Origin of the sequence: Streptomyces sp. NPDC059371 (assembly GCF_042751995.1) — a bacterium.
In the GTDB taxonomy this organism is placed as follows: Bacteria; Actinomycetota; Actinomycetes; order Streptomycetales; family Streptomycetaceae; genus Streptomyces.
This window is the reverse complement of sequence record NZ_JBHYXD010000006.1, coordinates 44,072-65,173: the sequence shown is the minus strand read 5'-3', so window position 1 is coordinate 65,173 and position 21,102 is coordinate 44,072. Positions and strand designations below refer to the sequence as shown.

Genomic DNA, 21,102 nt, shown 5'->3' with positions numbered 1-21,102 from the left:
GGTGGCCATGCCCGGTTCAGGGGCCGCGCCAGAGGTTGGCGAAGGCCGCGTTCTCGATGGTCCGCCGCTGGCGTACCGCCTCCAGTTCCATCACCGCGTCGTGGACGGCGGCCACCACCATCGTCACGGGCTCGTCATCGAGGCCGGTCTCATCGTCGAGGCCGGTCTCATCGCCGGATCCTTCGTCGTCGGATCGTTCGTCATCGATGCTCAGGACTGCGACGAGGGCGGTCAGGACGGGTTCCTTCTCCTCCCAGCGGTCGACTGCACGGCGGCGCTCGGGCGTATCGACGGGTTCCAGGCTTTCCGAGCCGAAGGACAACCGGCCGCTTCGCCGCGGCTTCAGCTCACCGCTCTCTTCCAGGGCGGCCTGGTACACGGCCGAGAGGTCCCGGCCCCGGCGCCACAGCCAGTCCTCGATCCGCTCGTACGGTGCCTGCAGAGTGAGACCTGCCGCGGCCTCGCCCAGGAATCGATCGCCCGGCGGCGGTCCACCCGGCACGATCTGGTCGCCGTCCACGGCGACCGCCCCCGCACCGATGAGATCGATCAGCTCGGCTCCCGCGAGCGCGAGGGACAGGTCACCCTGCCCCACGGGATGCTTCAGGTCCAAGGCGATGATGAACAGATCTTTCGCCGTGGTCATGAACGGCTCCCCTCGGAGACATCGACAACGGAGCGTCCCCACCGACCCGGCCCGCGTCCGGGGCAGCCGGTCGTCGGCGGCCTCCTCACGACTACACGGTGTGCAGGGGTTCCTTGAAGGACTTGCGGAACACCGGACCGGCGAAGGGAATGATCGAGGACTTCATCTTTGATGTGAACGAGTCGGGGTGCCGTTCCAGTCTGACATCGACGCGGGTGCCGTCATCCGTGGGAGTCATCTGGAACTGCCAGCCCCCCGAGCCGAAGGGCACCGAGTCCCGAGTGGTGACCGTGACACTCTTCGCCGAGGGGTCCCATTCGTAGCGTGCCCGCTCCCACGACTTGTCGTTGCCCTCGGTCACCTCCGCCCAGGTATCGCCCCGCTCATGGACCTGGAAGTGCTCGGCATCGATGGAGGGCCACTCCTCGACGCGAGAGGGGCCGAAGTTCGTCAGCACGCCCATCACCTCCTCCGGGCTCATCGAGGAGTTCACGTGGAAGTGGAGGGATGGCATGACCTACTCCCTGGTTCGAGATGGACCCTCGTCCGTCGGCGGTCACCGGTACGCACCTCGCGGGTGCCTGGCTCGCTTCGCCGACGCTTGTTCGCAGACCCGGCCCTGCTGAGGCCTCGTAAGGGCCTGCTGGGCAGGCTCACTGACCGGGACGCTCACCTTTCAGAATGCACCTGCGCCCAGCACCGCGCACCAGCAGGTTCCTGGTTTGCACGCGTGCGACCGCGTCCGGGACCAGAGGTCCTGTCGCGGACGTCGGTACCGGACAGCCACGGATCCAGCCCCACGCCGGCTGTCACAGGACCTCGGCCCCGTCGATTCTGCGTCGATCGAAGATGAGCCGCACCGCCGCGGAACCTTCCCCCACCGCGGCGGCCACTCGTTTCACGCTTCCGCTTCGCGCGTCACCGACGCAGAACACCCCGGGCACGCTGGTTTCAAAGGGCAGCGGCACGCGACGGCCCGCGTGGAGGGCTACGTCCTGTCCGGTCAGCAGGAAGCCGTCGGGATCCATCGCCGGCCGCTCGTCGAGCCAGTCCGTGCAGGGCGTGGCACCGATGAACACGAAGACGGCGCTGACCGGCAGGGCGGAGCGGCGTCGGCTCGTCCGGTCCACAACATCAAGCCCTGTCACCTCGGAGTCGGCGGAAAGACCGACCACCTCCGTGTGTACCCGCACCTGGATCTTCGGGTCGGCGGCGATCGCGTCGATCAGGTAGCGGGACATCGAACGTTCAAGGTCGTCCCCGCGGACCACGAGGTACACCGGATCAGACGTCCGGGCCAGGAACAGTGCCGCCTGACCTGCCGAATTCGCGCCGCCGACCACTGCCACAGGTCGTCCGCGCGAGTATGTCGCCTCGACAACCGTGGCGGCGTAGTAGACGCCGTTGCTCTCCCAGGCCTCGATGCCCGGCACGGGCAGGCGCCGGTGGTTGGCACCGGTGGCGATGATGACGTCGCGAGCGCTGAATGCCCGGCCGTCGTCGCAGGTGACGGTGTGTATACCGTCCTCGCTGGTGAAGGCTGCCGCGCGGGCGTTCCGGTGGAGCCGCACTCCGAACTTTGCTGCCTGGATCGTCCCTCGGGCCGCCAGTTCGGCACCGGGCAGACCGGCCGGGAATCCCAGGTAGTTCTCAATTCTCGATGATGTGGCGGCTTGACCGCCAAAGGCGTCCGAGTCGATGAGGGCGGTCGTCAGTCCCTCGGACGCGCCGTACACCGCGGCCGCCAGACCGCCTGGGCCGCCACCGACAACGAGCAGGTCGCACATCTCTTGACCGCCGACCGCGTGCGGTGATGCTCCGAACTCTGCAGCGATGTCGGCCGGCTGTGGATTGCGCATCAATGGTCGGCCGGGGATGAGGATGATGGGAAGGTCTGCCAGGGATACCTTGAGCCTTCGCAGAAGCACCTCGGCCTCCGGCCGATCCTCAAGGTCCAGCCACTCCACGGCCGTCCTGCTGAGCGAGAACGAATGCAACAGGACTCGGCATCGTTCGTCGTAACGGGAACCGATGAGTGTGATACCCGCACCCCGTCTCAACAGGTTCGCCCGTCGTACGAGGAATGTCCGAAGGATGAGCTCGCTCAGATCACTGTCTTGCGCGACGATCGTCTGGATCTGCTCCAGCGGCACCCGCAGCAGTCGGCCCGGGCCCTTCATGACGCCGGCAAAGCGTGAGCGCTCGCCGGTCAGCATGCCTATCTCACCCAGAAACTCCGCGTGGCCGTATGACGCGACGAGCCGTTCTTCCGGCTGACCGAGCCGATCGATGATCTCCGCGGACCCCTCCAGAACGACGAAGAAGTCGTAGGACTCGTCACCTGCCGAAAAGAGAACCTCGCCGACGGGTGCCGGATATTCGGATCCGAGAGCCGCCAGCTTGTTGAGCTGGCCCGCGGACAGCCGCGCTACCGGGGCCCACTCCGCGGTCACGACGGCAGTTCGGTTCCGGCCTGCTCACGCACCATGTACTGGGCGTACCAGTCCGGCCAGTTCGGGTCCTCAGCACCGGTGCGTGCCTCATGCACCCCGTGCGCGGCCGCTGCGCGGCGCAGCGAACTCGCCACGTCCTCCACGGAGGCGAACGTCGTGGTCGCGGGGTCGACGCGTCCCGGGAGCCGGGTGGTGATCTCCTGGAGGAGCCAGCCGTTGCCGTCCGGGTCGCTGAAGGACAGGAACGAGCCGTAGCTCGTGCGCTGTGGATCCGGCCCCGGCAGTCGGGCGTCCGTTCCGGCGTGGTGGAAAACACCGCCGGCGTCGTGGAACACCTCGCTCGGCTCGGCGCCGAGCCCTTTCAGCTCATCGTATGCGGCGTTGATGTCGTCCACGATCAGTTGCAGGCCCTGAGCCGAGCCCGGCGCCTGGGACGTGACCGAGGCGCCGAAGATGACCGACGCCGGCGAGCCCGGCGGCGTCACCTGCACCACCCGGAAGTTCTCGTCCGGGGCGATGTCCGCGTCCAGCCTCCAGCCCAATCGCGTGTAGAAGCTCTTGGCCCGGTCGACGTCGGACACCGGCACCACCACGACTTCGAGTTTCATGTCCATGACTGACATTCCTCCGCTCGTACAAGATGCCGACATGACGAGACTCGCACGGCCGGACGCGGGCCGCGTCCGGGAATCCGGTGGACGGTGACCCGGTCCACGCCGGGGCCGGCAGCTGGCCTACCGACAGTGGCCGACGGCGCCGATGCCGAGTCGGCCGATCAGCCAGAAGGTGATCGCGGTGCCGGTGCCGTAGGCGACGTGCGCGGCGAAATCCCAGGCCACGGTCGTGGCGTCGTACTGCCAGATCGGTTTGTAGAGCCCCGCGATCGGCAAGGCGACGTAGTCACCGGCGAACACCGCGGCACCGAAAGGCAGGCCATACACGGGGGAGGGCCTGGGCAGTGATCCGGCCAGGATGCCGTAGGCGGCGCCGGCCGCCGAGCCGTAGGCCCAGTGAGCGATGGTGCTCGTGAGCCAGGCGGAACCATCAGGAAGCCGGCGCTGAGTGAAGCCCTCGATCACCCGCTTTGCCACCTGCCCCGGATCAGGGGCCTTCTCCCAGTTCTCGACCGGTGCGAATTCCCAGGCGAGCGGGCTGTCCGTCCCGCCTGTGCGACGGTACTTCAGGTAATGGACGGCATCCAGGCACACCGTTCCCACAGCCCCGGCCAGCAGGCCGGCCGTCACCGCTTCGAGGGGAGTCAGCGGAATCCTTTGGGAGCGCATGACGCAATCTCCTCATCGGTCGGGGCCAGGAAGGAAGGTCGATGATCTTCAGCGCCTGGACTGCGGTTGGGAGGTATCGGGCCCGCATCGAGTATCCGGCGGCCAGGACGTGCGCGCACGAGGAGAACGTCCGCGGCCATCCGTCCGGCACCTCGCAGTGCGGAAGACGCCCGCCATGAGGAATCGGGCCACGCGACGTTTCCGTCCGGTGGATCAGCCGACCGGGCGGTCCAGCGGGTTCGCCCGGACGCGCTCGGCGAGGCCGCCCCGGACGGACACGGCCGGTGAGCTCTGCGGCTTGCGCGCGGCCTGGTCGTGGAAGCAGGCCAGGAACTCGTCCGAGAGGCCCGCGCGCGGGTAGCGGGCCAGCACGTCCGCCTGGAACTTGGCGGTGAAATCGTCCAGATGCCGACCCGAGATGTCCACGCCGGTGGCCCGCCCCAGCAGATGGCCCTCCGGGTCCTCCCGCACGTCCACCGTGTCCCACATGTGCCGGACGATGACCTCCGACAGCCGCTGCCGACGCTCCGTCGGCCATCCCGCACCCGCCGCGAACACCCAGGCCACGTGCCCGCCGGCCACCTCGAAGTCGACCGTGTGACTGTCGAACTCCGCGACCAGGCCGATGTCGTGGAGCACCGCGGACACGTACAGCAGCTCGGCGTCGTGCTCGATGCCCTGCCGCGCGGCGTACGCGGAGGCCCACACATAGGACCGCACCGAATGGTTGAGCAGCGCGGGGGAGCAGTACGCGGTGGCGACTTCGAGGGCGGCGGCGCAAGCGGCCGTGTCGGGGGCGACGGGCACGGTCAGGTCTCCGTGGGCGCTGTGATCAGTCATGCCGCCGAGTATGCCTCCCCGTTCGGCCCCGGCCGCTCCCATTCCGCTGTCGGGACGGCTGCTCCCCGATCGGCCAGGTCCGCGAGGGGATGAGCCGTAGCCCGTGGCGCGGTCGGCTTTCACAGCGCCGCACAATCACGCAAGAAGTTGCGCTGCTTGCGCTCGCTTGCAGCGCTGCTTGTCCTGGCGCGGCGAGCCTCATGAATTGCTCCAATTGTCGCTCTGGTGGGGGTGTCAGGTCACTCCTCGGCGTTGATACGCGGGTGTTGATGGTGAAACTTGTGGCGTCCTGACGGTAGACGTGCTCGCACCGCTCTGAAATATTGCGATGAAACAATGCAAGAAGCTGCGCGTACGCGTCCTCTGCTGAGGGTGTCGTACGTGCGTGCAGCCGCCTCTTGCCGTTCGTCATGACGCGCCACCGCTCTGCCCAGGAACGAGCCGACCCCGCCGCCCCTCCGGCGTGCGACCCTCCGCAGGGAGTGAACCCCGTATGACTCCACACAAGCCGAGATCCTGGAGACGCCGCGCAGCGACCGCCGCGCTGGCTTCCACCGTCATGGTTCTGGGCCTGCCCGCCGTCGGTGCCCACGCCGCCGGCGGTCCCAACGCCGCCGCGGACGCCGCCACCAAGGCCGGCAGCGCCCGCGCCGCACACGCGGCCGTCAATGTCACCGACGGCGACGCGGACACGTACTGGCAGGCCGGTAAGAAGTCGGCCCAGTGGGTGCAGACCGACCTCGGGCGGACCAAGCGTGTCCGCCAGGTCGTGCTGCGCCTGCCCGAGCACTGGCAGACCCGCAAGCAGACGCTGGCACTTCAGGGCAGCGCCGACGGGAAGAGCTTCGCCACGCTCAAGTCGTCGGCGCAGTACGTCTTCAGTCCCGGCAACGGCAACACGGTGAAGGTCTCCTTCCCCGCGACCCTCGCCCGGTACGTACGGGCCGACTTCACCCGCAACTCGGTGGCACCCACGGCCCAGCTCGCCGAGATGCAAGTCCTCACGGCCGCCGCGTCGACCCCCAACCTCGCTCAGGGCAAGCCCTTCACCGAGAGCGGGCACGCCGACGTGTACCCCGCCGCCAACGCCGGTGACGGCAACCGCAACACGTACTGGGAGAGCACGAACAACGCCTTCCCGCAGTGGCTCCAGGTCGACCTCGGCTCATCGGTCAAGGTGAACCAGGTGACGCTGCGGCTGCCGAGCGGCTGGCCGAGCCGCAGCCAGACCCTGAAGGTCCAGGGCTCCACCGACAACCAGAACTTCACCGATCTGACGGCCTCGAAGGCGTACACCTTCGACAGCTCCAACGACCAGTCGACCACCATCGCCCTCGACACGACCACCACGCGGTACGTGCGCGTGCAGGTCACCGCCAACACCGGCTGGCCCGCAGGGCAGTTGTCCGAGCTGGAGGTCTACGGACCCGCCACCGGCGACACCCAGGCGCCGACCGCTCCGTCGAACCTGGCCTTCACCGAGCCGGCCACCGGCCAGATCAAGCTGACCTGGAACGCGGCGAGCGACGACACGGCCGTCACCGGGTACGACGTCTACGCCAACGGCCAACTGCGGGCGAGCGTCGCCGGGAACGTCCTGACCTACACCGACACCCAGCCGGCCGGCACCGACATCACGTACTTCGCACGGGCCAAGGACGCCGCGGGCAACGTCTCCTCCAACAGCAACAGCGTGACCCGGCAGGGATCGAGCGGGGACACCCAGGCGCCGACGGCCCCCGGCAACCTCGCCTACACCCAGTCCGGCAGCGACGTGAAGCTCACCTGGCAGGCGTCGAGCGACAACGTCAAGGTGACCGGCTACGACGTCTACGCGGGCGGCCAGCTCGTCAAGTCCGTCGCGGGCGACATCACGACGTACACCGACACCCCCTCGGCGACGGCCACCGTCACCTACTACGTGAAGGCGAAGGACGCCGCCGGGAACGTGTCGGCGGCGAGCAACAGTGTCACCCGGACCGGCTCGACCGGCTCCGGATCCAACCTCGCCGAGGGCAAGCCCATCGAGGCCTCGTCCTCCACCTTCACCTACGTCGCCGCCAACGCCAACGACGGCCAGATCGGCACGTATTGGGAGAGCGGAGGCGGCGCCTACCCGGCCACCCTGACCACCAGGCTGGGGGCCGACGCCGACCTCGCCCAGGTCGTCGTCAAGCTCAACCCGGACGCCGCCTGGGCGACCCGCACCCAGAACATCCAGGTGCTCGGCCGTGACCAGGACGCGACGGCGTTCACCAGCCTCGTCGCGGCGAAGGACTACACGTTCAACCCGGCCGGCGGGAACACCGTGACCATCCCGGTCACCGGGGCCGCCGCCGACATCCAGCTCAAGTTCACGTCCAACTCCGGTGCCCCGGGCGGGCAGGCCGCCGAGTTCCAGGTGATCGGCACCCCGGCCGCCAACCCCGACCTCAAGGTCACCGGCATCACCAACACCCCCGCGGCCCCGGTCGAGTCGGACGCCATCAGCCTGACGGCGACCGTCACCAACAGCGGGACCAAGGCGTCCAAGGCCACGGACCTCAACTTCACCCTCGGCGGCACCAAGGCCGCCACGGCCGATGTCCCGGCACTCGCGGCCGGTGAGACGAAGACGGTCACCGCGAGCATCGGGGCCCGGGACGCGGGCAGTTACCCGGTCGGCGCCGAGGTGGACCCGTCGAACAAGGTGATCGAGCAGAACGACGCGAACAACACCTTCACCCGTTCCGACGCTCTGGTCGTCAAGCCCGTCTCCAGCTCCGACCTCCTGGCGGCGCCGGTCTCCTGGACGCCCTCCAGCGCCTCGGCAGGCGACGAGGTCACGTTCACCGTCGCGATCAAGAACCAGGGCACGGTGGCCTCCGCCTCCGGCAGCCACGGGGTGACGCTGACGGTCCAGGACTCCAACGGTGCCACGGTCAAGACGCTCAGCGGCTCCTACAGCGGTGCCATCGCCGCGGGCCAGACGACCGCGCCGGTCGGTCTCGGCTCGTGGACGGCCGCCAACGGCAAGTACACCGTCAAGACCGTCATCGCCGACGACGCGAACGAACTGCCGGTCAAGCGGAGCAACAACACCACCACGCAGGCCCTGTTCGTCGGCCGCGGCGCCGACATGCCGTACGACATGTACGAGGCGGAGGACGGCACCCTCGGTGGCGGCGCCAAGGCCGTCGGACCGAACCGGACCATCGGCGATGTCGCCGGCGAGGCGAGCGGCCGCAAGGCGGTGACCCTCAACGGGACCGGGCAGTACGTCGAATGGACCACGCGTGCGGCCACCAACACCCTGGTGACGCGCTTCTCGATCCCGGACGGCACCGACTCGACGCTCAACGTCTACGTGGACGGCCAGTTCCTCAAGGCGATCGACCTCACCTCGAAGTACGCCTGGCTGTACGGCAATGAGACCGCGCCCGGCAACTCGCCCGGCTCCGGGGCCCCTCGGCACATCTACGACGAGGCGAGCCTGCAGCTCGGCAGGACCGTCCAGGCCGGCTCCAGGATCCGGCTCCAGAAGGACGCGGCCAACTCCTCGACGTACGCGATCGACTTCATCAACACCGAGCAGGCGACGGCGGTCGCCAACCCGGACCCGGCCGCGTACGCGGTCCCGACCGGATTCACCCACCAGGACGTCCAGAACGCCCTGGACAAGGTCCGCATGGACACCACCGGCAAGCTCGTCGGTGTCTACCTGCCCGCCGGTGACTACGAGACCTCGAGCAAGTTCCAGGTCTACGGCAAAGCGGTCAAGGTCGTCGGAGCGGGCCCTTGGTTCACCCGCTTCCACGCACCCTCCTCGCAGGAGAACACGGACATCGGCTTCCGCGCCGACTCCACGGCCAACGGCTCGACGTTCGCCGGCTTCACCTACCTCGGCAACTACACCTCCCGCATCGACGGCCCCGGCAAGGTGTTCGACTTCGCCAACGTCGCGAACGTCACCATCGACAACATCTGGGTCGAGCACATGGTGTGCCTCTACTGGGGCGCGAACACCGACAGCGTGACCATCAAGAACTCGCGTATCCGTGACACCTTCGCCGACGGCATCAACATGACGAACGGCTCCACGGACAACCACGTCGTGAACAACGACGCGCGTGCCACGGGCGACGACAGCTTCGCCCTCTTCTCGGCGATCGACGCCGGAGGCGCCGACGAGAAGAACAACCTCTACGAGAACCTGACATCGACGCTCACCTGGCGAGCGGCCGGCATCGCCGTCTACGGCGGCTACAACAACACCTTCCGCAACCTCCGCGTGGCCGACACCCTCGTCTACTCCGGCATCACCATCTCCTCGCTGGACTTCGGCTACCCGATGAACGGCTTCGGGACCGAGCCCACGACCATCGAGAACGTGTCCCTGGAGAGGACGGGCGGCCACTTCTGGGGCTCGCAGGTCTTCCCCGCCATCTGGGCGTTCTCCGCCTCGAAGGTCTTCCAGGGCATCCGGGTCAACGACGTCGACATCGACGACTCCACCTACGGAGGCGTGATGTTCCAGACCAACTACGTCGGTGGACAGCCGCAGTTCCCGGTGAAGGACACCATCTTCACGGACATCTCCATCACCAACTCCAAGAAGAGCGGGGACGCCTTCGACGCCAAGTCCGGATTCGGCATCTGGGCCAACGAGTTGCCGGAGCCCGGTCAGGGTCCGGCGGTCGGTGAAGCCACCTTCCGCAACCTGCGGATGAGCGGCAACGCCCAGGACATCCGCAACACGACCAGCACCTTCAAGATCAACGTCGAGTAGGTGCCGGACACCACCGATCGGTACGGGACCGTCCTCACCGGGGGCGGCCCCGTACCCGTACCCGTGCTTCGAACGAGTGCCGCATGCGCGGCCGTTTCGGAGCGGGGCGCGCTCTTTGCCGTGGTTATGGTGGGTCAACGCCAGCTGGGCGAGGCCGAGTAGGGCTCTCCTTGGGGTACGGGCCTGCCGGTGAACGCGTCGAGGAGGATGCGCTCACCGACCGGGCGGCGCAGCTTCACCGTCACCTTCTCGGCGAGCGACTGGCTGGTGCACGGTCCGTCGGAGGTGCCACGGATCGAGGCCGAGAGCACCACGCTGCCCTCGGCCTCGAGCACATCGACGGCCGGGCCGTCGTCGCACGCTCCGTGCTTGGCGAGCACGGTGAGCGTCCGGCCGTCCTGCGCGACGGTGTTCAGCCCGTAGAGCGGTACCAGTTCGTCCGTCTCATTCTGTACGGCCCCGATCGGGGAGCGGGGCGGTTTCGGGGGGGTGACCGCGACGCGTTTGAGCGGGGTGTCGTAGCCCTTGACCGTGAAGAGCCAGGCGGGCACGGTCGCTTTCCCCCTGCTGGTCAGTACCGTCATGCTGCCGAGCCGGGCACCGGTCACGGTGAGTGCCGGGCCGGGGCTCTCGCCGCGGTCCAGCGTGTCGTAGGCCGCTCGTGCCGAGGTGAGGGGGAGGGTGAGGGCTTCGCCGTCGGTCCACCGGATCCTCCCCGGCTTCTTCGGAGCGTCGGGGAGGGGGGTGCGCAGGTCGAAGTTCTGGGTGGCGTATGCGCGTTTGTCGGCGTCGTTGTGAAAGGCGCCGTCCGGCAGCTGAACGGCGTCGCCGAGCAGGTAGTAGTCCCGCCGCCACGCGCGCGCCACCTCGGACCCCTCCCAGGCGGCGGCGACCCGGCGGGCACGCTCGGCCGTGTCGACGTTGCGGACACTGTTGCCGGCGGGTGCCCTCTCGTCGCCGCATCCGACGACAGCGGCGGCGACCAGGCCGAGGGTGACGAGCATTTTGACGGACCGCATGATGCCCCCAGGAAGTCAGTGGAATGGAGTCGAATACGACGCCAGACCTGTGACGCCCAGGGCATGCCGGACGTTCGGCCCGGCAGGGGACGATACGTGCTGGAGCCGCCGGTTTCCCCGTTTCCCTCCCTGGGGTGGTAACGGCTGTTACCATGCCGGTATGGCGAAGACACAGCTGGGCGCACGCGTGGACGAGGAAGTCGCGGACCTCGCGAAGAAGCGAGCCGCCGACCTGGGGCTGAGCATCGGGGACTATCTCGCCCGGCTGGTGCAGGACGACACCAGCGGCCTGCGCGCCCGTGCGGTGGACGCGGCCGCCCGCTTCCTGACCGAACACCAGAGCGTCTTCGACGAGGCCGAACAGGCCCAGCAGCCGGCTCGGGGAGCGCACGCGGCCTGATGGATCTGCACATCGACGTCCCCTGGATCCTTCAGGTCGCCGAGGCCGCCGGAGCCAACGATCCGGCGCCGGACGACTACGGCGTACCCGCCTCGGCGGTCGCCCGCCACCGCGCCGAACTGTTCGAGCAGCCTGTCTACGACGGCCCCTACGCCAAAGCCGCCGCTCTCGTGCACACCCTGGGCCGGTGCCGCTGGCTGGAGCGCTCCAACCTGGCCGTCGCCGCGGCCAGCGGTGTCATGTACCTCGAAGCCGCCGGGATCGGCGTCAAGCCCGTACGCGCGGACGCCATCGCCCTCAAAGACCTGCTCCTCGATCCCACCTGCACGGCCGGAAAGATCGCCGCACTCCTCCGAACCTGGCCCACCACGACCTGACGCCCACTGACCAGGCACTGCTTTGCCTTCGCCCTTGCTTCGTGTGTGCGGAACTGCATCTGCGTGCCTGGGGGCACGCGTGCGCACCGCATGGAGGACACCGTTGAACTCACGTCGAACCACACACGCCCGGGGCGTGGCGCTGACCATAGCGGTCGGCCTGTCCATGACGGCGTGCACGGGTGCCGACCCCGTTGAATCCGGGCGCAGCGCCAGGAGGACGGTGTACGGCCCCCCTCCGGCCAGTTGGTGTGCGAACGGCACGCCGAGCGCCTCGTCCGGTGCCGGCAACCTCCACCCTGGAGCGCTCCATGACGACTTCAACGGCGACGGCTACTCCGATGTCGCCTTTCCCGCTCCGCGCGGTGACCTCAGCCGGAGCAAAGCCCGTCGAAAGCCCGGTTACGTGGCCGTCGTGTACGGCTCGTCCCACGGTCTGCGGATCTCGTCCAAGCAGCTCTTCGACCAGGACAAGCCCGGCGTGCCGGGGGTCGGCGAACCGGGTGACTACTACGGCATTTCCGTGACCACCGCGGACCTCGATCAGGACGGGTACGCGGACCTGATCGTCGGGTCCCGCGAGAACAGTCACGACGAAGCGTACGGAAGCGGTGGAGTCGAGGACGGAAAACCCCGCCAGTACTACTGGCAGGGATCCCTCTCGGTCGTCTGGGGAGGCCGGCACGGGCTGTCCGGCTCGGTCACGCTGCCCAGCCGGGCCGCCTCCCACGACGGGGTCGGTTCGCTCATCGTGGCGGGGGACTTCAACGGCGACGGTGCGCCGGATGTGGCGACCCAGGCCCGGGGTGGCGACCTGCGCGTCCTGTCCGGTCCGTTCGGGCCGGACGGCACGCCGGCCGGCGGCGTGCACGACGTGAAGGGCCCGCGCGAAGCCGGGATGAGGGACCTGGCCACCGGGGACGTGAACGGCGACGGCATCACCGACCTGGTCTCCGTGGGTGAGACGGAGACCGGGAGCACGCGTCGAGGCGACCTCGTGTACTGGAAGGGCAGCCCTGACGGCCTCACCGACGGCGTCGCCCTGAGCGGGATCCACGGTCCTCAGGATGTCGGTCATGCGGTGGCCGTCGGGGACGTGAACGGCGACGGTTACGCCGACATCGTCACCAACGCCTTCTTCGAGTTCGTCTCCGTCGACAGCGGCGCCGGCGGCAGCGGGATGGAGGAACCGGAATACGCCAGGAAGTACCGTCTGCCGCACCTCAAGAGCGGGGCGGTCGTCTATCTGCCAGGCGGCAAGAGAGGCCCCGACGTCGAGAAGATGACGATGCTCAACCAGGACAGTCCTGGAATACCCGGCGTCGCCCACGAGGATTCCGGAGCCGACGAGGAGGGCGGGACCGACTACTTCGGCGCCGGCGTCTCGGTGGGCGACATCGACGGTGACGGGTACGCGGACGTATCCGCCGGAATACCGCAGAAGGACGTCGGCGGCACGGACGGCGCGGGCAGTGTCGTCACGATGCGGGGAACCGCGCACGGCCTGACCGGAGAGGACGCGCAGCTCCTCACCCAGGACACCCGGGGTGTGCCCGGCACCGCTCAGGACGCCGACGTGTTCGGGACGGCGACCAAGATCGTGGACATCGACGCCGACGGCCATGCTGACCTGCTCGCCGGAGGTGAGGTCGCTCCGGACGGCACCCCGCACGGCGCTCGCGGCTCGGTCTGGGTGTTTCCGTCGACGGCGTGCGGGGTGACCTCGAAGGGCTCGATCGTCATCGGGCCCAGCACCCTCGGTGCCCCCAAACAGTTCCACTCCGCGCTGGGCGCGGACTTCAACTCCTGACCGTGGTCACGATGTGACCTGGAAGGCTGGTGATCACGACCGGCCCGCCGCCCACGGCGCCCCGCGCGGTACGGATGCGAGGGCGCCGTGGGTCTACGGGGTGAGGTCAGTGGGTCGCGCGGGAGGAACCTGAGCCGCCGGGGGTCCGGGGCGCCCAGGTGGGCTCCGACGTGGCCTCCTTCATGGACGGTTCGTCCATGAGGACGTGCCAGCCGCTGTCACCCGCGTTCCCGTCGAGGCGCACACTGATCTCCTTCTTCTGCCCGGTGTTCTGGAAGTACAGGACGACGGTCTGCCGCTCGGAGCCCTCGTCGTAGAAGTCGGCCGCCACCTTCCCGACCGCTCCCTTTCCGAACGCCTTGATCCAGTTCTCGGCCGTGCTGCGCGCGGCGTCCTTGTCGCTGTCGTCGGTGGCGAGTTCGGCGAGCCGGCCGGGGGAGTCGTCCGCGATCCGCCAGACCAGCTGCTGCGTGACACCGAGCGAGCCGGTCGACGGGTAGCCGAGCACATGCAGCGCCTCGTGGCCCGCGTAGTCCTCGGCGTAGCGGGTGTCGGCCGTGTCGCCCGTGGACGAGCACCCGGTCAGCGTCGCGAGCAGCACACCGGCTGCCAGCACCGCGGTCATCGGGGCGCGCGATGCGGTCCCTTCCGTCACTTGGTACTCCTGGGTCGGATGATCAGAACTCGTTGGATGGGGTTGCTGGTACCGCGGTAGCGCGCCAGCACGTCGTCGAGCGTGGTGTGGTTCTTGATGCCGTGCTGGGACAGTCCCAGATGCCCCTGCACCTTGGAGGTGACCACCGCCGCGTGGTTGTAGCGCCGTTCCTTCTTCCACTTGAAGAAGACGATGTCGCCGAGCTGCGCGTTGTACGTCTTGGAGACACGGCTCGAGGGACGGTGCCCGGAGAAGTGACGGCGCAGGTTGTCGGCACCGGACCAGGTGTAACTCTTGTTCTTGACCGAGCCGAAGAGGTAGTACTGCTGCCACCACGCGCCGTCGGTCTTGCGGCCGCCCCATCGGAATTTCATGCCGCCGCCGTGGTACAGGGCCTTGGAGACGAAGTTGGTGCAGTCCTGGGAGTACTCCCAGCCGATGTCGGTGTGGTTGTAGGCCCAGTTGGCGGTGCCGTGGCCGCTGACCGACCTGGCACCGAGAGCTGTGACCGTGGCCTTGGTCGCGGGCGCGGGCGGGGTCTCGTCGGGGAAGCCGTTCTCGCCCAGCTCGATCGAGCCGGGGTCGTCCGAGGTGTCGTCCGGGGACTCCGGGTCCGTCGCGGAGGTGGTCTCCACCTGGGACTGAGCGGCAGCCGTCGCGGACAGTGTCTGCCCGGCGTCGAAGTCGTCGGCCTCGCCGTCCATGACCGCGGTGTCCCCGGTCAGGCCGAAGGTGTACCGCTTGAGGGCGCTCCCCTTCGTCGGTTCGTCGCCGCCGTCGCCGTGCAGTGTCATCGACTGCGTGACGGTGGCACGCACGACGACCTGATCCGCGGTGGCGCCCTTGCCGACCAGGACGTCCGTCATCTCCACCGACGCGCCCGCATAGCTCTGGCCGGTGTCCGCGAGGGCCTGCCTGTTGTCGACGAGGTTCGGCTCCTGCGCGCCGAGCAGCGCGGCGAAGACCGCGCCGTGCGGTGCGTCGGCGGCCGCGTCGGGGGAGGAGAGGTCACCGCCGGTGAGGATCTTGCCCCGGGCGGCCAGGTACTCCTGGACGATGTCGCGGTACAGGGCGGTGCCGCCCCGGACCGCCGCGCCCTGTGCCGACGCCGAGCGCGACACGGGGCCCTCGCCGACGGCGTTCCTCACTCGCACCGAGACACGGTACGGAACGGTGTTGTCGAGCTTCGTGAACACGGCGCGCGGTGTGCCGGTCTCCTGCTCGGCCACGACGGTGCCGTCGGTCTTCTCGACCTGGACCGCGTAGCGGAGCTCACCTGCCACGCCCGGGTCGAGCGGCGGGTTCCAGGTGGCCAGCAGGCCCGAGTCACCGGGGACCGTCACGACGTCGGTGACCGCTCCGGGTGTCGTGGGCGGCAGGTAGCGGATCGTCAGCCGGGGCCGCGTGTTCGCGTCGGAGGCGGTGAGCGAGCGGTAGGCCGCCCCGTGCTCGTCGGCCGGGACGGTCAGGGCGAACCCCTGGTTCTCTCCCCGTTCGGTCCAAGACTGCACCAGTGGGCCGAGGTCCAGGTCCGGCAGGGGTGTGCCGGACACGTAGTCGTCGGTTCCGGCCGCGTCGAGGAGCGCCCCGCCGCTCTCGGCGGGTGTCCAGGCGGACGACAACTCGTACACGCCGGGCTGTTGTGCGGTGCAGTCGGCCGCGCAGTCGGAGCGGGTCAGCGACAGCGTGGCCGAGGTGACCCGGGCCCCCTTGGGCAGACCGGAGAGGTCCGCCTTGAAACGGGTCGCCCACTGGTGTCCGCCGGCCGGCCCGATCCGGAGTTCCCCGTCGGGCGCGGTGGGGCAGGGTGTGGTGGCGCAGTCGGTCGCGGTGGACACCTGGCCGAGGGCGTCGTCGGCGAGGGTGAGCGTCTTGCTCTCGGGTGCCGCGGGCAGCGGCTTCTCGCGCACGTTCATGGTCTGCTGCGCCGACCACGGTGAGCAGCCCACGCTGGTGCAGGCGCGGGCGGTCCAGCGGTAGGCGGCGCCGTCGGTGAGGACCCGGTCGGGAAGCCGGAGGGCGGCCCGCCGGCCGCTGTCCGTCCACACCGGCGTGAGGTTCGGTCCGGGTACGGCGTTGCCGGCCGAGTCCTTCACCGTGAACTCGGCGCTGACGCGGCCCTGCGCCGGATCCGTGACGACGGCGGAGATGATCGGCGTCAGGGTCTGCTCGGCCCCGGCCTGAAGGTCCTGCGGTGTGTCCGGGAGCGCGGCGACGCTGAAGGTGGCCCAGGCCGACCATTCCGTGTTGTAGTGCGTGCCGTCGTACGGCGAGGTACGGAACCGGTATGTCCGGCCGTGCCGCAGCACGCCGTCGGGCACGGTGACCTCGGCGGGGGTGCCGCTCGCCGTGTACTTGGACACCAGGAGGTCACCGACCTGGGTGTTGGTCGCGGCGTCGAAGATCTGGAAGGTGCCGTCGACCTGGTCGCCGTCCGGGTCGGCGAAGGTGTCGCGCAGGGTCGGCGTGGTCGTGTCGACGCGCCAAGTTCCCGTCCTGTCCTGGGTGAACGGGGGACCGGCCTGCTGTTTCGTGCCGGTGCGCGGCCGGTAGTTGTAGGTCACGGTGAGTCTGGGCGGATTGGCCGCAGCGTTGGCGGAGTTGACCCGCTTCCACTGGGCGACGAGGTTCTCGTCGGTGGCACGCAGCCCCATCGTGCCGCGTGTGGCCTTGGCGGAGGCCCAACTCTGCACGAGCGTGGTCGCGTCGGTGTTGATCCATCCGTCGGACGCCGAGGTGCAGGCGGAGTTGCCGCGCGTCTCCGTGGAGGTGGACGTCCGGGAGTTCCAGGCCGGCTGGGACGTCCATCGGGTGCTGGTCGAGGCGGCTCCGGCGGACCACACCTCCCACGGCGCCGCCTTGCAGTCCGTGTTGCCCGAGTGGAAGTTCCAGAGGCTGAGCCGGGCGCTGCTGACGAGGGCGTTCGCGATCGGCGCGGTGTTCCAGGTGATGAACGAACGTGCGGTGCGCGGGGTGCCGTCGGAGTTCTTCGTCCCCGGGTTGCCCAGGTCCAGTTCGGTGTCGGTGGACAGGTCCCCGGTCTCGCCCTGCTGGACGTAGGTGTCCATCACATTCGACAGCACGGAGGTGGAAGGGTCCACCGTCACCGGGTACTTGGTCCTCGGGTCGGCGAGGAATGCGGCGTCCGGCGTCACCACGAGGTCGACGGACGACCCGTCGTGGACGACCTTCATGGCCGCGGGCACGGTACGGGTGTGCTCACCGGAGACCGCGTCGACCGAGGCGTCCCACATCACCGGCGCCGGCATGACCGCCGTCTTCTCGCTGCGCCGGTCGGTCAGCAGCACGCTGCCGTCGGGTCGTTGGGTCACGGTGAGACCGCTCGCCTTGAGCGGCAGCGTGTAGCTGTACGAGTCTCCCGCCGGTCGCTGCTTGATCTCCACGAACTGCTCGAAGCCGGTGCGTGTGGCCTCGACGACCATGTCGGCGCCCGGCAGCGCGTTCTCGTACTCGGCCCGGTTGCCCTTGAGCGTGGGCGCGGGCAGGGCGCCCTTCCACTGCAGGGTGATCTGCCCGTCCCCCTCGCCGAGCGTTACCAGGTCGGAGGCGCGGCCCGCGTCGGCTCGTACGGTCCGCGAGCCCGTCAGGGACGTCCGCCGGACGGTGCCGCCCGTACCGCGTCCGGCCAGTCTCAGCCCCTGCGGGTGAGCCTTGGCCTCGACCGCCCCGTCGGCGTCCCGGGTCAGGTTCACGTCCACCGAGCGCCAGGACCTGGTGTCCTGGTCGTAGAAACGGATGGGTCCGGCGGACACCTCGGTGGTCAGCGAGCCGTCTTCGTTCACCCAGGTCGTGGAGGTCTCGGTACGCTCGGAGAGCGCCTCGATCCTGTGGCCCGAGGCCCGCGCGGCAGCGCGCGCGGACGCGATGTCCACGGCCTGGGTCACGTCGGCTGCCGCGACCTCGGCGGCCCGTGCGGGCGTCGCCACGACCGCGTCGGCACTCCCCAGCACCGTGAGGGACAGGGCCAGAACGGCCCCTCCGGCTATCCAGCGCGCGGGTCCCCCGGACCCCCGCCATCCGTGCCGCGGCACGGACTTACGCCTTGTCATGCTTCCTCGAGCTCTGTCGAACACCGTGCGAGCACGGTGTGGGCCAAGAATTTTCGCTCTTGAGGATGTTTGGCATGGCCGCGACGTTCCGGAAATCCGGGGCAGATCACCCTACTTGGGGGTGTCCCTGATCACATCGGTCTGATGGCGCCCATCACTCCGGGCGGGCCGGAGTAGTTCGGGGCATGGGGCATCACGAGTGGAAAGGCCTGGGCAACCGGCGCCGGACTGACGCCGGTTGCACGGACCACATGGTCCCGGCAGCGTCGCTACAGCGACATCTCGTACGCCCCGGACAGCGCCTCCACGCGCTTCCAGATCTCGGCCGAGCGTGCCTCGTCCACGACGGGGCGGCGGATCGCGCCGAGTGCCCAAGCCTGCTGCCGCTCGGTCGCGGAGTCCTTGCCGTGCAGTTCGACGCAGTGGCCGGAGAAGTCGCGGACCAGCACGGAGAACAGTTCGTCGAGCACCGACTCGTCCAGGTCCGTCAGACGCGCCTGCTCCAGGATGAGCTGTCCGTGCACCACCAGCGCGAACAACTGGCCCACGGAGAGGAGGAAGTCGAGGTCTCGGATCTGTGCCTCGTCGGGGGCCGTGGTGGTGACGAACTCGCACAGCGCGTCGGCCTGTTCGCGGAAGCGGGCGACGTTCGGGACCTCGGCGTAGGCGTCGTAGGCGCCGCGCCAGTCGTGGAAGCGAACGGAACCCAGGCCACGGGCCGGTCCCTGCCGGAAGAGGAAGTCGTCGTCGGCCGCGTCGAGACGGGTCGGCACGGCGGGCACGTCGATCGGGTCCAGCAGGTGGTTGCGCATGAACTTGAGGATCAGCGCGAGGTTGACGTGGACCGTGCCCTCCAGCTTGGGCAGGCCCCGGATCTCGACGGCGGCCTGGGCGAAGTAGTTGTCCTTCTCGAAGCCCTTGGCGGCGATCACGTCCCACATCAGGTCGATGACCTTCTCGCCCTCCGTGGTCACCTTCATCTTCGTCATCGGGTTGAAGAGAAGGTAACGGCGGTCCTCAGGACCCGCGGTACGGAAGTAGTCGACGGCGCGGTCGCTGAACAGCTTCATGCCGACGAGTCGGACGTACGCCTCGGTCAACTCCCGGCGGACATGCGGGAACGCTGTGACGGGGCGGCCGTAGAGGATGCGGTTCTGCGCGTGGGTGACGGCCTCGTACATCGCGTGCTCGCAGATGCCGATCGAGGCGGTGCAGAGGTTGAACTTGCCGACGTTGACCGTGTTGAGGGCGGCGTCGAAGGCGGCACGGCCGGTGTGCAGGACGTCCTCGGGGGCGACCGGGTAGGCCTCCAGGCGGAACTCGCTGACGAACTTGGAGGAGTCGACGACGTTCTTCACCAGGTGGTACGCCGGGTGGCGGCTGTCGGCGGCGAAGAAGACGTATCCGTCCGGGCCGTCGACGTCGGTGCGGCGGCCGAACACGGAGACGAGACCGGCGGCGTTGCCGTTGCCGATGTAGTACTTGGAGCCGCGGGCCAGGAAACCGCCGTCGGCCTGGGGCTCCAGCAGCATGTCGGTGGAGTAGATGTCGGCGCCGTGGGCCTTCTCGGACAGACCGAAGGCGAACACCTCGCCCTGGGACAGGAGGTCCGCGGCACGCGCGCGAGCCGTGGCGTTCTCGCTCTGCCAGACCGGGCCGAGACCGAGGATGGTCACCTGCCAGGCGTACCAGTAGTCGAGACCGTAGAACCCGAGAATCTCGTTCAGGGCGGCGATCCGGGCGGTGTCCCAGCGCTGGTCCTCGTCCGTGGCGGCGGAGGCCGGGGTCAGGAAGGTGGCGAACAGCCGCTCCTTCGCGGCGAAGGCGAGGAAGTCACCGAGCCAGGCGCGGGTTCGGTAGTCCTCGATGATCCGGCGCTTGCCGCGCTCCTCGAACCAGTCGACGGTGGCGCGCAGCAGCCTGCGCGTCTCGGGCTCGAAGTGCGCCGGGTCGTAGGTGTTCGGGTTGAACAGCAAGGGAGTGGTGGTCACAGAGGTTCGCCTTCCGAGGGATGGGGGCTGGGAATTGCATGAAGGGGAGACGGAGGTAGCGGGGGTGGGTCAGGCCGACTGCCGTGCAGGGGCGTCCCGCGGGTCGCGGCCCGTGACGTCGGCCGTCGTGCCGAGGGTGTGGAGCGTCGCGAGGACGTCGTCGAGCCAGGCGATCGTCATCCGCTCGTACGCGATGCCACCGCGGAGCACGACGTGCTGGAGTTCCTGACCGGCGTCGAGCGGACCGGGCGCGTCGGGACCGGTGAAGTCGCGCAGCTCTCCGGCGAGATAGCGCGCGAGCCGGTCGCTGTGGATCCGGTGGTGCCGTTCGACCTCGTCGACGAGCGCCGCCGGGTCGTCGAAGGCGGAGCCGCGGATCTTCACGGCCAGCTCGTGGCGGATGCTCTCCGGTTCGATCGGCTCGTGCAGCCACTGGGAGAGGGCGGCACGTCCGGGGCCGGCGACCGAGTACACCTTCTTGTCCGGCCGCCCCTGCTGGGGCACGTCCCGGACGGCGAGGACGCCCTCGCTCTCCATGCGCTTGAGCACGCGGTAGATCTGCTGGTGCGTGGCGGTCCAGAAATACCCGATGGACCGCTCGAAGCGTCGGGCCAGCTCATAGCCGGACCCCGGCTTTTCCAGCAGGGAGACGAGGATCGCGTGTTCGAGCGCCATACCGCACAGCTTTCTATGCAACTCGTTGCATAGACAAGCGCCGCAGCCCCGGTGAGACACGGCTCACCCGGGCCGCGGCGCACACCAGGGTGACTCGCGAGGCGATCACGGCGAC

General features: G+C 69.0%; 15 protein-coding genes and 1 pseudogene. 4 read left to right on the top strand and 12 right to left on the bottom strand.

Annotated elements, in window-relative coordinates; all coding sequences use genetic code 11:
* Window positions 1-16: 16 nt before the first annotated feature.
* The 6 genes from ACFXGX_RS05655 to ACFXGX_RS05630 all read right to left on the bottom strand — a co-directional run bounded on the left by ACFXGX_RS05655 (window position 17) and on the right by ACFXGX_RS05630 (window position 5,222).
* Window positions 17-646, bottom strand: coding sequence for a GPP34 family phosphoprotein (locus tag ACFXGX_RS05655; RefSeq protein WP_384785010.1), 630 nt, complete (start codon window positions 644-646; stop codon window positions 17-19).
* 91 nt (window positions 647-737) lie between these two features.
* Entirely contained in the window at window positions 738-1,160 is a 423-nt protein-coding gene (locus ACFXGX_RS05650; protein WP_384785007.1) for a hypothetical protein, read from the bottom strand.
* Between the two features lie 295 nt (window positions 1,161-1,455).
* Window positions 1,456-3,099 carry an FAD-dependent oxidoreductase gene (locus tag ACFXGX_RS05645; RefSeq protein ID WP_384785004.1) on the bottom strand — a complete coding sequence of 548 codons (1,644 nt, stop codon included), beginning with the start codon at window positions 3,097-3,099 and terminating at the stop codon, window positions 1,456-1,458.
* Window positions 3,096-3,713, bottom strand: coding sequence for a VOC family protein (locus ACFXGX_RS05640; RefSeq protein WP_384785001.1), 618 nt, complete (start codon window positions 3,711-3,713; stop codon window positions 3,096-3,098). The genes ACFXGX_RS05645 and ACFXGX_RS05640 overlap by 4 nt, the downstream gene beginning before the upstream one ends.
* A 120-nt stretch (window positions 3,714-3,833) precedes the next feature.
* Window positions 3,834-4,382 carry a hypothetical protein gene (locus tag ACFXGX_RS05635; protein ID WP_384784998.1) on the bottom strand — a complete coding sequence of 183 codons (549 nt, stop codon included), beginning with the start codon at window positions 4,380-4,382 and terminating at the stop codon, window positions 3,834-3,836.
* 213 nt (window positions 4,383-4,595) lie between these two features.
* The gene (locus ACFXGX_RS05630) at window positions 4,596-5,222 is read right to left on the bottom strand and encodes an HD domain-containing protein (RefSeq protein ID WP_384784995.1); all 627 of its coding nucleotides are present in this window, start codon (window positions 5,220-5,222) and stop codon (window positions 4,596-4,598) included.
* A gap of 493 nt (window positions 5,223-5,715) precedes the next feature.
* Between ACFXGX_RS05630 and ACFXGX_RS05625 the strand changes: the two genes are divergently transcribed.
* On the top strand, window positions 5,716-9,990 hold the full coding sequence (locus ACFXGX_RS05625) for a discoidin domain-containing protein (RefSeq protein WP_384784992.1): 4,275 nt from the start codon (window positions 5,716-5,718) through the stop codon (window positions 9,988-9,990).
* 134 nt (window positions 9,991-10,124) lie between these two features.
* On the opposite strand, the gene ACFXGX_RS05620 is transcribed toward ACFXGX_RS05625, so the two are convergent.
* On the bottom strand, window positions 10,125-11,009 hold the full coding sequence (locus tag ACFXGX_RS05620; RefSeq protein ID WP_384784990.1) for a hypothetical protein: 885 nt from the start codon (window positions 11,007-11,009) through the stop codon (window positions 10,125-10,127).
* A 160-nt stretch (window positions 11,010-11,169) separates the two neighbouring features.
* On the opposite strand from ACFXGX_RS05620, the gene ACFXGX_RS05615 reads away from it, so the two are divergent.
* The 3 genes from ACFXGX_RS05615 (at window position 11,170) to ACFXGX_RS05605 (ending at window position 13,596) form a co-directional block, all read left to right on the top strand.
* Window positions 11,170-11,409 (top strand): hypothetical protein, encoded by a 240-nt coding sequence (locus tag ACFXGX_RS05615; RefSeq protein ID WP_384784987.1) that lies wholly within the window; start codon window positions 11,170-11,172, stop codon window positions 11,407-11,409.
* Window positions 11,409-11,786 carry a fic family toxin-antitoxin system, toxin component gene (locus ACFXGX_RS05610; protein WP_384784984.1) on the top strand — a complete coding sequence of 126 codons (378 nt, stop codon included), beginning with the start codon at window positions 11,409-11,411 and terminating at the stop codon, window positions 11,784-11,786. The genes ACFXGX_RS05615 and ACFXGX_RS05610 overlap by 1 nt, the downstream gene beginning before the upstream one ends.
* A gap of 103 nt (window positions 11,787-11,889) precedes the next feature.
* On the top strand, window positions 11,890-13,596 hold the full coding sequence (locus ACFXGX_RS05605) for an FG-GAP and VCBS repeat-containing protein (protein ID WP_384784981.1): 1,707 nt from the start codon (window positions 11,890-11,892) through the stop codon (window positions 13,594-13,596).
* Between the two features lie 106 nt (window positions 13,597-13,702).
* Here ACFXGX_RS05605 and ACFXGX_RS05600 read toward each other — a convergent pair whose 3' ends face one another.
* The 5 genes and pseudogenes from ACFXGX_RS05600 to ACFXGX_RS05580 all read right to left on the bottom strand — a co-directional run bounded on the left by ACFXGX_RS05600 (window position 13,703) and on the right by ACFXGX_RS05580 (window position 20,987).
* Window positions 13,703-14,251: a hypothetical protein gene (locus ACFXGX_RS05600; RefSeq protein WP_384784978.1), complete on the bottom strand. Its 549-nt coding sequence runs from the start codon at window positions 14,249-14,251 to the stop codon at window positions 13,703-13,705.
* Window positions 14,248-16,167 (bottom strand): amidase domain-containing protein, encoded by a 1,920-nt coding sequence (locus tag ACFXGX_RS05595; protein WP_384785318.1) that lies wholly within the window; start codon window positions 16,165-16,167, stop codon window positions 14,248-14,250. Before ACFXGX_RS05595 ends, ACFXGX_RS05600 begins: the two co-directional genes overlap by 4 nt.
* Before the next feature lie 297 nt (window positions 16,168-16,464).
* A pseudogene (locus ACFXGX_RS05590) lies at window positions 16,465-18,234 on the bottom strand (DNRLRE domain-containing protein); the annotation flags it as partial.
* A 356-nt stretch (window positions 18,235-18,590) separates the two neighbouring features.
* Entirely contained in the window at window positions 18,591-20,312 is a 1,722-nt protein-coding gene (locus ACFXGX_RS05585; protein WP_384784975.1) for an acyl-CoA dehydrogenase family protein, read from the bottom strand.
* A 69-nt stretch (window positions 20,313-20,381) separates the two neighbouring features.
* Complete coding sequence (locus tag ACFXGX_RS05580; protein ID WP_384784972.1) at window positions 20,382-20,987, bottom strand: PadR family transcriptional regulator; 606 nt, start codon at window positions 20,985-20,987, stop codon at window positions 20,382-20,384.
* Window positions 20,988-21,102: the final 115 nt, after the last annotated feature.